Below are 11,640 nucleotides of genomic sequence, written 5' to 3' on the forward strand. Positions count from 1 at the left end.
CTCCAAAAGCCGGGCCATACCCTCGTCATCGAGTGGCGTCCGCCGCCGCAGCCTCAAAGGTACTCGCAGCTTTACTACGACGCCATCCCCTGGCTCAGGTGGCGAGGAAAACATATCCAGCTGAGATGCCATCGGGCTCCAATGTCCTCGGGCTTCTGCGCACCAGTAGGGTGCGGATCATGCGTCAGGATAGAAACCGAGAGAGACCCTGGCAACGCGAATGAGGTCGGCAGACCAGGACACACAAGCAAGCATGCCCGGAAAATCTGTTGAAAAGACACACCGTGCCTCCGGCACCGCTCGCTGGCTACGGCGCGCTCGCAAGCGGCTTCGCTACCACCCAACTACATCACCTGTGGGGACGCGGCCCAGTCAATTAGACGATGGGTTTGCAAGGTTTGAGTTGACCGCTGTCGATGGCAAGGCGAGACTTGCAACCTGCAGCAAGGCAGGAGGAAAAATTATGGCCGAGCCAGACCCCTGGCGCCACATGGCAAGCGCGCCGAAAGACGGCAGTCGGATCCTCGTCACGATCCGGCCGTCCGAACAGGGGGCGGCAGAAGTTGATCTCGCGTATTGGTCGAATGGCGATCAGTTCGGCGCAGAAGGCTGGCGCGCCGCTGACTCGTCGCCCGGCCGCATCATCGAATACGCCGAGCCAGAATTGAAGTGCTGGATGCCGATGCCCTCGGCCAATCTCAATCGCACCTCCATGCCCTCACCCTGGGAAGGCGATGACGACCGAGAGCTCGATGGGTCAGGAATTTAAGAACTCGCGCCGCCGGCAATCTCCGTCGTTCCCTATGATACATTTTTGCGATCTTTTTAGCACTAACAGGGAACGTCTGAACGTCTCCCGCCAATCACGAGCGAAACGGACGTTCGATCGTCCATTTGGTTTCGTCGGCCCGTGTTATGGTTTACCCCGGTTATCTTCCTACAAGATCAGCTAACCATTAGAATGAGTAATCCCGGCGTTCGTCGACCAGCAGCCATGTCGTCATCTTGCCTTTGCCCTTCACATCGACAGGTCCCCGACATGCGAAATCGAATTTATCGCTCACCTGAGCGTAGGTGTCAGGAGAAACCTGTATCCGACCGGGCACGCCTGTAGTTTCCATCCGTGAGGCGACATTCACCGCATCGCCCCAGACATCATAGAAGAACTTCTTCACTCCTACGACGCCCGCAACAACCGAGCCGCTAGCGATGCCGATGCGGATCGTCACGGCGCGTCCATGCGGATCATGCAACCGGCCAGCAGCATCGAGCATTTCAATCCCAAGAAGAACCAAGGCAGCGGCGTGATCGGATCGGGCCACGGGCACGCCGCTGACGACCATGTAGTTGTCGCCCGTAATTTTGATTTTCTCTAGGCCATGGCGCTCAACCAGCTGATCAAAGGCCGTGAAAACGTCGTTGAGGAAATCCAACAAGTTTGACGGGCGAAGTCTGGCTGGCCTCGGCGGTGAACCCTGCCATGTCGGCGAAAAGAATCGAAGCGTGCTCGTGCTTGTCGGCAATGACCTGCGCAGGCCCAGACCTCAGCCGATCCGCAATCGCTCGAGGCAGGACGTTCGCCAACAATGACTCGGATCGCTCATATTCGAACTCTGCGATTGCCTCGGCGCGTGCGACTTCGCGAACCGCATAGAACACCACCGCGCACATGATCGTCATGGTAGCAGTCACAACCACGGCGAAGCCGCCTAGCATTGCTGTCTCGTCCAACAGTCCACCATTGCGCGGAGCAAAGAGTTCCAGAGCCAGGATCGACACCAAAGAGAAAATGCCGACGATGAGTGGAGGTACTACAGGTTCTACACCTAAAAACTAGCACCGCGCCGGCAGCAAATGCCAAATACTCCATTTGCATGCCACTATCGGTACCGACCAGGAAGCAAACGACGAAAACTCCGAGGTAACTCACGAGAACAAAAGTCATAGCCGCAGCGTTCGGCCCAAAGCGGTGCAGCAAAGGAACGACGAACAGAAAAATTGCTATTCCTAGATCAAGGAGGCCGACCGTTCTGAGCTTGAAGTCTGGCACAAATACAGCCGCGAAACCCAACCAAACCAGAGCCATGCTCCAACACGTAACATTGAGGACGCGAAGTCGTCTGGCGACCTTCCTCGGATATCGCTCAGTTCCGTAGCTGACGGCTTCGAGCAGACGCATTGGGATTGTCCGCGAAGAAATACCTGAAAGCATTTGCAACGCCTCATCCTAGAGGGCGTTGGCAGTTAACGTCGGCCTGCCGCGCCCCCTCAGCGACCGCGGCCACGCAGTTCAAGATCAGGCCCCGTCAGGCCGAAATGATCGCCCACAGCTGCGTTACCCCCATTGCGAGGACGAGGACGACACTTACTCCGGTGAACAGTTCCATAGGTATCTGCTTCAGGTGAGCGCCGAAGCTGCTGCCCGAGAAGTCGTCGACTGCATCGTCCAACATTGCCTTTAAATCGTCCAAGGCGGATTTGGCTGCCAAAATTCCGTACACCGTGATTGCGACCACAATCGTCGCGAGCGCGAACCTGGCGGCTAGTCCAGCTGATGATGCGTAAGCCAGTATGGCGAACATGGTCGCGATGCTGGCGAAAAATATGATCGCGTATGTCTGCGTCAGATGGGCAAGTCGCGCAGCCACCGCCGCTACGTATTGATCAACGTTGAGTTTCGCCATGTGCTCCTCCGGCCGGTCACGGCCTGGGTACCGAGTTGCAATGAACTAAAGAACGAAGAGCTCAGTTTTACCTCGTTGAAGGCCGCCAGAACGGCTTCGAAACCCCGTTCTGTTCGCACCTCCCCATCCCAACAACTGTAGCACAGGTTGAAGGCAACATCAGCAGCTCCTAATGATCGTAGGAAGAGCTCCCGACTTTTCGTCGCCAGATTGAATCGAGCCGCAGGGCTTCGCGCAGGTACAGGTCCATCGCCGCTATGGGTCATTGGCCGACCACCGCGCACTGTGACTAAAAGACTGCCCTCGGCGGCGACATTGAGGATGATATCGGCGACCTCGTTGCTGGCGGCGTCTATGACGATGCGTGTGTGCCTAGTGGCCCTCCGCCGGCTGCGCCGTTTCAAGGGCGGCAAAGATTCGTCCGACGGACTAGGCCAACCGGCTGATCCTCTCGGGACGATGTATCGGCCAACAGGCCGAATGGATCAAAGGGTTCAATGAAGTCTATATCAGCGGCACAGCGCAGGCGAAAAACGAAAGAGATCCGGCCCGACCTGTGTGATGCCGCACTTGTTGTCGGCGCAACCCAACTACTGAAGGATCGACCAACTGAAAATCTTCTCGTCCGCTTCGTCCCACGCGCGCGCCGTGGTCGATGACGAGGAGGTTGCCGCAATGTCGGAGGGCAAGCGATGAGCCTGATGGAATGGTTATTTGGTAAGCCGGAGACTTTCAAGAACGTGAGGGTCCTGCAGGGCAGGCCGGTTCTCGCCGGGACCACGATCAAGATGTCTCCGCAGGTGATCGCGGTCGAACCGAATGAGGCCGATCCGCATATCAAGGAGGACTGGGACCGCTTTGTGCTGGGGCAGACGCTGATCGACACCCTCGTTCCCTACGCGAGGAACCCGGCCCCGTTCTCCACCCACGAATTGCGGTACTTCACTAACCAGTGGATTGCCGCCATGTCGGAGGATGACCGGACAGCGATGTCCGAAATCCTCGTGCGTAACAGGGGCAAACGCGATTTCAACAGGAGGAATAGATGATCGGAAGCGTGAAGAAGCCGGACAAGGGGGGCGAAATACGGATGGCCGAATTGCATGGGGTGACATTTAGCTTCTGTGGTTGCCGCCCGTTGCCCAAGCAGTTTCTGACCCTTTTGACGTGTGATCGAGTGCGGTCTTCCGTTCTTCGCCGATGAGGGCCAAAGGGATCGTCGAGCGGCCTGTGCGGTGTCGCTGCGGCTGTCGCGAACGCCATCTACAATGCAGCCGGCATAAAAGTCCGGGAATATCCGCTGACCAATGAGTTTACGGAGGTCAGCTATCCTAGGTGCACGGCAGCGTGCCGTGCCCTCGAGGATAACGGGCGTGTTCGCCATTCGGGTTTGGCGCCGGCGCCTCTCTTGTGTCCCGAGGCGTATTTTTGCGTTCATCGGACTTTGGCGCCGAGACCTGAGGATCTGGACCGCGGACGGGCCGCGCTTTGGGATCGCCCTTCCTGGGCGGAATAGCAGCTTTCTCAGTCATCGTTCGTTACTCGCGTTTGCCACAAGAAGAACCGCTCGGCGGAAGCAGGGTTCCAATCGAATGCGAGCATCTCAGCCTTGTGGTGGCCTCGACGCAAACTCGCTCCGCTACCAATAGCTGGGCTCGAAGCCGCGCCCGCGGTGCGGCTTCATGGTCTGGCAGAGAGCTCGCGCCGATGAAGGCCCAGGAGGTGGGCTAGCAAGATAGCGCTGGTCCTCGGCCATTTCCCCTAACCTTGCGGAGCAAGGCTTGTTCGGATGCCGGCCTCGGCAAAGCGGGTCAACTGGGTCTGGGTCGCCTCCTCGGTATAAAGAACGTGAACAGCGCGACCGTTGGCCGTGAGCTTTTCAGCCTCCTTAAAGGCTTCTTCGAAACTGACTGGAATTGCACCGGTGAAAGGATCGTCCTGTTCCAATACATAAAACGTGGCATTTCGGATATCAGTGGTCATCGGCCTCTCCTTTCGCGCAACAACAGGTGGCGAGCGCGATGGTTCCGGATGACAGGGATTTACCCGACGCTGCACCACCGACGATGGCCAGGAATCGCAACCGATTCGTCGGTCTCATGTCTCTCCGCGCCGGCGACCAATGGCGCAGAGGTCGAAATCTCGAAGCACCATGGGGCCGATCATCCGGTCGAAGCGGTTGTGCAGGTCCAGGAAGCTCGTTGCTTACGTTTGTGAATGGCGCGGGCGTCTGAGCGCGCTCGGGCGTTTCGTCGCGCTTGCCACGGCCTCGTCGGTTGAACCAAGTCTCCGGACGGGGCGTTGCTGATCCGGTTGATCTGCCGCCGGCTGCCGATCAACACGATCCGGCTTCCCGGCATTTTGCTGATCCAGGATCTGCGATGCCTGTGAAAAGATCGCGCGGTCACGTTTGGTTCGCAGAGTTTCCGCGACACTATTTTCGGGACCAGGTCTACACCCTGCGTTTCCCATCCCATCTCGACCGGCGTGCCTCCGATGCGCCGCGCGAGGTAGTAGCGTGTTGTCGTTTTGCTACCCTTCGGCGTCTGGTCGATCAGATGGGCGATCAGTTCGACGTGCAAACCTGTCTCTATGGCTTCACATTTCTTTAGGTTCACCCGGAAGGCTCCCAAGGTCGAAGCCTGCGAACCCCTCCTGCGAACCCCCTCCGGCAAACCATCTGCCGATACAGCTGGCGCTTCCATGGGGGACTGGCGAACCTAAGCTCGCCGGTCCGCAACGAAGCCCGGCGCCTCGTCGGCCTCCGTCTTCTTCCTGGCGGCGGCAATATAAAGGTCTATCATCTCCAAATGGTGGGGATCTGGGGGTGTATTCCGCTTGTATCCGCCAGGATCGGCGATGATGAACTGCCCGTTTTCCGCGATCAGGAACTGAAGATCCATGACGCGGCAATTCGTACCAATCATCCATGCGCGATGTCTCTCCAGACTCTCCACGCTCCTATGGCTCAACAAGGAGTCATCCGTCACCTCGGTCGAGCGGGTTTCCTTGTTGAAGCCGATGATGTCCTTGTCCATTGCAGCGTGCGCATCGAGCACGAAGCTGGGCGTATCCCAGATATCGACGATCCCGCTGGACTTCACGACGACACCGCCATCCTCTTCGATACTTCTCAGCGTATACAAGTGATAGTCCGGGTCGTTCAATACGTGAAAATCATCGAACGCGAATGGCTCGGTTTTCCGATAGACGACCACGACCTTGTCTCTCGCCTGAAACGCCGTCCGTTCGCCACCGACGCCCCTCACCCGATCAAAATCCCGGTCCGGGTCGAATGGTCGCCGGATACCGTAATCATCCACGACGAAGACCTGTCGGCCGTCCGCTTCGACGCGGCCTTCGGCCATGACAGACGAGGCTTTCAGGATGCGCCACTCGCCGGGATGTCCGGCGGGCGGCAGAAGCACCGTCAGGCCGGACAGATCGGCGAGACGCTGCCCGAAGCTCTTCGCGGCCTCGTTCGGCCTGTCGACATCCACGACAAACGGCCTCTTTTCCCGAATCGCGGTGCCAAGCTCATCAAATTTGTGGAGCAATCTAGCAGGCGAGACCGGATCTCCCGAGCGATCGACGGCGCGTGTGGCGGTTTCGACATGGCTAAGAGGAATGACCATGCGGTGATCGATGTTTCTGTCGTCGAGCAGCGCCTGGACGGATCTATAGCGTAGAGAAAGAGGTTCTCTGGACGTGGCTTTCTCGGTCGGCGCCTCGCCATCGGACGAACGCCTGTCCCGGTAATGGTGCGCATCCGGATCGCGGGACAACGCGCCTTCGTCGGCCGCCGGCGTGATCCTCACCGTATCCGGACGCCCGGGCGCCATGTCGCCCATGATCCGCGGGATCTCGAATGAAGCCGGCGCCTCAGGCAGTGGGGCGCGCGAGAATGCGGTCGGCATGACCTGATCGCGCGCGACCCAACGCGCGTTAATATCGCTCGCGGGATGATAGGCGCCGCCGATGGACGTCCCATGTGTCCCGGACGATCTCTCCTGGGGAGCGACGTCGATCACGAGATCCAGGTCCAATGCGGAGCTCCTCTCGAATCGAAATCCTGCCGGTTTCAATCCGAGACGAAGCAGGGCCTCGGCCCCTGACCGGCCGAGGGCGGTCATCGCTGGATCTTCGCCCCCTTCGTAAGCACGCCGTGTCTGCTCATCTTTGGTACTGCTGAATACTAGCCTCTCCCTCGGTCGAACATCGTAGCGCTCGAACAAGCCCGCCAACAGACGGCCGCCGTTGACTGATGGCACTTTCCCTCGGACCGAAACCTCGGACGTCGTCACCGGAGCGTGGCCCAATTCTCCTGACGGATCGCTGAGGACGGCCATGATCACGATTTCTGTATCTGTTGGATGCTGAAGACCGATGTAATTTGATCCAGCATAATACAGCAGCGGGCTCAACTCATCCCCGTCATCCAGCCGTTGAGCTGCCGCGGGGCCTCGCGCGGTGTCGTCATGCTGTTCGCGGCCAGCGCTCGTGTCGCCGGACGGGCGTTCGGTCTCGCTTGCCGTTGCTTCTGTCGCAGGCCCGTCCTTCCGCTGGACCAGGACCGTGAATCCGTGAAACTCGCTTAAGAGCCGGTGACCCTTCGCCAACTCTTGCGGATCGCTTTCCCGTGCAAGTTCCTCGCGAATGCCGTGCTTCAACAGGAACTGGGTTTGGGATTCGAAGTACGCGCCTCCGCGCAGGGCATGAGGCTTCAACCCGGCTCTTTCCCCGACCTGCATCAACAGCGCGAAATCGACTTGCGCCGTGATGTCGATCGCTCCAGGGTAGCGCAGGGCTAGGCTAACGGGCTTCTGATTCTCCAGAAAAGTATAGGGCGCCTCCATCACGGCTCCGGGGTGACCGTAATCAAAGGTCAGGACATAGCCCTTGTCGAGCGCCGAACCGATCCGTTTCATCCATTCGACGGATCTCGCGTTGACCGTGAGCTCAGTGCCATCCGGCAGCGACGACAGGTCTGTCAACTCGGAGAGATCGGTGTGGACGGCCTCGAGCGCGCGGCTGGCTTCTCCCTCCGTCGTGACGAACTGGCCCTCGTCGTCGATCGTCACGTAGAGTTCTCGGAGATGCTCGCCACGCTTGACGACGCGGTGTACGGGGAAAGCGTCGACGAGTTCATTGGAGATGAACACGCCGCGAACGTCCTGCATCGGCAATTGGGACGCACTAGCGTGAACCCACTGGACGGGCCTGCCGTCCATCATCGCCTGTTGCCGCGGTATCAGACCTTCGCTGCGCTCGACGATGGTATAGCGCAGAGCCTGATACACTTCGGGATGATCAGCCGCGAGTTTGTCGATGATGGCCTTGGCCATATCGCCGTTCCCGGCTCCCATCTCAACGACATCGAAGCGCGGCGGACGGCCCATTTCGATGTGAATATCGACCAGCGCGCGCGCAATAGTGCCGCCGAAATGTCGGGTCAGTGAAGCCGCCGTAAAGAAATCGTCTGTATCGCCGATGCGAGCTAGGCCGGAATTGTAGTAGCCGCCTTCGCCGTCAATACCATAAAGACTCCGCTCCATGAAATCGGCAAAGGTGATCTTGCCTTCCGAACGAACGAAATCGATCATTTTATTCCGGAACTGCGGATCGACCCGCTCGTGAAGCGGCTCCAATGTTCGCCCCGGAACCCTGAGCGGAAGAATCGGTTTGATCGTCGGCTCCGCAGGACTTGTCGCAACGACCTCCGGTCCACCCCCCTCGATCCGTGGGGCTACGAACGGCGACGGAGCATTCCCGAGTCGGGTGAGGTTGGACGATTTCGCCGGCGCCCACTGCCTGCTGACTTCGTCCAAAGACCGAGCCTCAGACAGCCTTGCCTCCAATTCCATCTGTGCATCAGATGGACGTACGACACCTTCAGCTACGTTTGGTTCTCGAAGCTGCACCTCCGACGTGGCGATGCTCTGCCGACCACCAGGAACAGGGCTCCCGGATTTGGAAACACCAATAACAAGATCCAACTCCTGCTTGCCGTCTAGCACTCTCTGAACGAACTTGAAATCTACAGCATCAAGCCCAATAGATCTCACAGTTTTGGCCCCCAGCTTCCCAAGTAAGGAGGCTGCGGGATCGGTATTCCGGGTAAATGCTAATAGTGTGTGCTGTTCGTGAACATTCTTGAATACTAGTGCGCGTTGAGGAGAGAACCCTGAACGCTGAATGAGATCAACAAGTAGTTTGGTGCCGCTTCCGGCTGGTAGCGCGCCGCGGAACAGATGCGTCACAAAAATCGAATCGCAGACGCTGCTGGAGGCACGGTCGACGGAAGATCCTACGATTTCTACTCGGGCGAATACGTCAAGGTTCGGAATGCTGGCTGCCCAGAAGTTGCCTTTGTTTTCGTACTCAACCTCAAGCATACTTCCTTTACGCTGGGGAAGCGCGGGAAGCGCTCTAGGACTTTCCGTCTCAACGTCCGAAACCGTGGACGCATGATCGGTCCTTCCAGTTCCACTAGCACTATTCGTCGTCGTGGGGGAACTGCTTGGCCGTTCGGCCACAGTTCCAGGGTTGTTGTGTAAATCGGCCCTATGGGCACGTTCAGCGTGACCTGCCGCGAGCTCACCTAAATCGGGCCTTCCGGCACTTGGCTGGCTCGGTAATTGCAAAGCATGCGAAAAGATCGCGCGATCACGTTTGGTTCTCAAAGTGTCCGCGACCTGATCGTTAGGGACAAGGTAAACACCCTGCGTTTCCCATCCCATATCGACTGGCGTGCCACCGATTCGCCGCGCGAGATAGTAACGTGTCGTTGTTTTGCTACCCTTCGGCGTCTGATCCACGAGATGGGAAATCAGTTCGACCTGCAATCCTGTTTCTTCATATGTTTCCTTAATCGCGGTGGCCTGCAAAGACAGCCCGTCCTCGACTGAGCCCTTTGGAAAGGTGCGAGCGCCAGCAAAATGGTTGGTCGATTCGATGATCCAAGTACGGCCGTCAGGCTCCATTATCACTGTACCGGCTTTCCTGACGCCGGGGTGGGCAGGAGGCTCCAAAAAATGCGAGTTTTGATCGGCTACATCATGCCAGCCTTTTGACGTGGTTGGAGGCTGCCACGGCATCATGGGCACACTGTTCAAGGCCTCCGGGAAATTGCCGCGAGGTATGAAGATGGCTGTCTGGCTTGCATCAGCCCACGCTGCCGGCTCGCTCGGCTGAGTGGGTGTCGTTATCGTAACCGACCTGCCAAGTTCATCCGGCATGGGGTGAACCATTACAGCTGGCTTGCCGTCTTCCGGAGTACCGCCCAGAGAACCAAGTGTGCGCGTCGAACCCGGAACAACAAGCTCCTCCAATTCCTTGGCCTGGTCCCATCTCAACCCGAACTGGTCGGGTGATTCCAGCCAGTCGCCCATAACAGGTTTCTTGGTATTGCCGTCTCGTTGAGCATCCGCCTGACGAACAGCGTTCTGCCTGATATTCTCCAGCGCGGATTTCGGCACATCGAACAAATGGAGCCGGACATCATCCATTTGCCCGCGTTTGCGCTCGAAGTAACTTCGGGAACGTTCAAGCGGTCCGAAGTTGAGCCAGATCATCGCTTCACGATTTTCCTGGGTATCAAGAAAACTGACGTGACCGCTCTCATCGATGGAGATTCGCCTGTTTTCGGCACCTTCAACACGGGAGACTGTAATTGTGTTCTTGGCGATGGCATTTCCATCCGCCCTCCAGCCATCGTCCGTCATAATCAGGACCGGGCCCCCGAGCGCTTCCGCAAGATCGTGGGCAAACTTGTGTGTCCCCTCGTCAGAATCCAGGGTCAAAAGCATTGCCGCTTTATCGCCAGAGTATCCTGCCTCGCGAGCTGACGCAGCAACGTGTTGCGGCCCTCTCGACAGCAATTCTTTCGAGTGCGCATTGATGACGAACGCTCCTTGCGGGGCGAGAAATCTATCAATCTTCACTGAATCATCTTGAGACAGGACTTCGAGATCGGCCGATTCCCTTTTCTCGAGCAAGGTCCACCTTGCTCGCACAGCTTGCCCCTCCTTTGTGCTGCGCGGACTTACGTCAAAATTCGGCTGGATGACGGGTTGCGTTACAGGATCTGGAAAAAACAGAGCCCACTGCCTATCGTTAAAGTCTCCTATAAGGCCATACACGGGAGCATGAGCCTCTGTCGCCAGCTGTTGGGCGTATGAGTTCCTCCCTCCTGCGGCCGTATATTCCGCAAGAAGCGCAATAGGTTGCCCGGGTGTGTAGGATTTTTCATCGAGACCAAAATGTTCGCTAAGCCGATTGACCAGTCGGTGCGGTGTAATAAGCCTCCGGCGTCTATCCATAATCGCGGTCACCGGGGCGCCCTGCAAATCAAACAGGGCATCGCGTGTACCGAATGCGCTGACGACATAAATATCTGGACTTATCAGTATGGAATTCGACTGGTCTCGACGATCGTGGTTCGGCTTGTAGATCCACTGTGCGTCGACCTTTCTTGCCTCGGTGTAGAAAAGACCTGTTTCCGGTATATATTCAGCCATCCATTCCTGGAGCGGGTACTCGCTCTTTCTCACCGGATAAGCGGTCTGAAATGGTCCGGCTCGTTCAGGCGATGCTGGCAGCGGCGTAACAAAGCGCACGTTCTGCGCTGCGTTCGAAAGTCTCTCTTGGGGTGCTTGATGCGAGACTCCGGAAATGGTGCGCGTCGTCCCTGCCCGCGGCAGATACAATACGCCTGCGGGGTCCTCAACGACGGGAAGGCCGGACTTTAGCAAATGGTCTCGCGTCCCGGGAGCTGCCTTGTCGCGAGTCAAACGCTGCAATGGGGCAAATCGGAACGACGGCTCAGTCGAAGTTTCGGAACTGAGGGATTCAGCAGGAGCATTGTCATCTGACGCGCCACGGATTGACAACGGGGTGACATGCTCTTGCTTGCTCCTGTTTTTGCTCCTGTCGACGCCAAGGTCTGCTTGGTCGA

8 protein-coding genes and 1 pseudogene are annotated in these 11,640 nt (G+C 57.9%); 2 read left to right on the forward strand and 7 right to left on the reverse strand.

Annotated elements, in window-relative coordinates; all coding sequences use genetic code 11:
* Window positions 1-463 precede the first annotated feature (463 nt).
* A complete protein-coding gene (locus CO676_RS33235) occupies window positions 464-769 on the forward strand; it encodes a hypothetical protein (RefSeq protein ID WP_041414118.1) in 306 nt (101 codons plus the stop codon).
* A gap of 187 nt (window positions 770-956) precedes the next feature.
* Here the strand turns inward: CO676_RS33235 and CO676_RS36620 are convergent, their stop codons facing one another.
* The 4 genes and pseudogenes from CO676_RS36620 to CO676_RS33245 form a co-directional block, all read right to left on the reverse strand.
* A complete protein-coding gene (locus tag CO676_RS36620) occupies window positions 957-1,433 on the reverse strand; it encodes an adenylate/guanylate cyclase domain-containing protein (protein ID WP_245424624.1) in 477 nt (158 codons plus the stop codon).
* On the reverse strand, window positions 1,399-1,779 hold the full coding sequence (locus CO676_RS36625; protein ID WP_348628091.1) for a hypothetical protein: 381 nt from the start codon (window positions 1,777-1,779) through the stop codon (window positions 1,399-1,401). The genes CO676_RS36620 and CO676_RS36625 overlap by 35 nt, the downstream gene beginning before the upstream one ends.
* A 109-nt stretch (window positions 1,780-1,888) precedes the next feature.
* A pseudogene (locus CO676_RS37110) lies at window positions 1,889-2,212 on the reverse strand (hypothetical protein); the annotation flags it as partial.
* Between the two features lie 94 nt (window positions 2,213-2,306).
* Window positions 2,307-2,684: a hypothetical protein gene (locus CO676_RS33245; RefSeq protein ID WP_097524185.1), complete on the reverse strand. Its 378-nt coding sequence runs from the start codon at window positions 2,682-2,684 to the stop codon at window positions 2,307-2,309.
* Between the two features lie 692 nt (window positions 2,685-3,376).
* On the opposite strand from CO676_RS33245, the gene CO676_RS33250 reads away from it, so the two are divergent.
* On the forward strand, window positions 3,377-3,733 hold the full coding sequence (locus tag CO676_RS33250) for a hypothetical protein (protein ID WP_097524186.1): 357 nt from the start codon (window positions 3,377-3,379) through the stop codon (window positions 3,731-3,733).
* Window positions 3,734-4,445: 712 nt separating this feature from the next.
* On the opposite strand, the gene CO676_RS33260 is transcribed toward CO676_RS33250, so the two are convergent.
* The 3 genes from CO676_RS33260 to CO676_RS33270 all read right to left on the reverse strand — a co-directional run bounded on the left by CO676_RS33260 (window position 4,446) and on the right by CO676_RS33270 (window position 11,203).
* On the reverse strand, window positions 4,446-4,667 hold the full coding sequence (locus CO676_RS33260; RefSeq protein WP_097524187.1) for a hypothetical protein: 222 nt from the start codon (window positions 4,665-4,667) through the stop codon (window positions 4,446-4,448).
* Window positions 4,668-4,846: 179 nt separating this feature from the next.
* Window positions 4,847-5,302: a hypothetical protein gene (locus CO676_RS35600; protein WP_179875750.1), complete on the reverse strand. Its 456-nt coding sequence runs from the start codon at window positions 5,300-5,302 to the stop codon at window positions 4,847-4,849.
* Between the two features lie 102 nt (window positions 5,303-5,404).
* Entirely contained in the window at window positions 5,405-11,203 is a 5,799-nt protein-coding gene (locus CO676_RS33270; protein ID WP_097524188.1) for an SAM-dependent methyltransferase, read from the reverse strand.
* Window positions 11,204-11,640 lie beyond the last annotated feature (437 nt).

This window comes from Sinorhizobium sp. BJ1, assembly GCF_002531555.1.
Taxonomy (GTDB): domain Bacteria; phylum Pseudomonadota; class Alphaproteobacteria; order Rhizobiales; family Rhizobiaceae; genus Sinorhizobium; species Sinorhizobium fredii_B.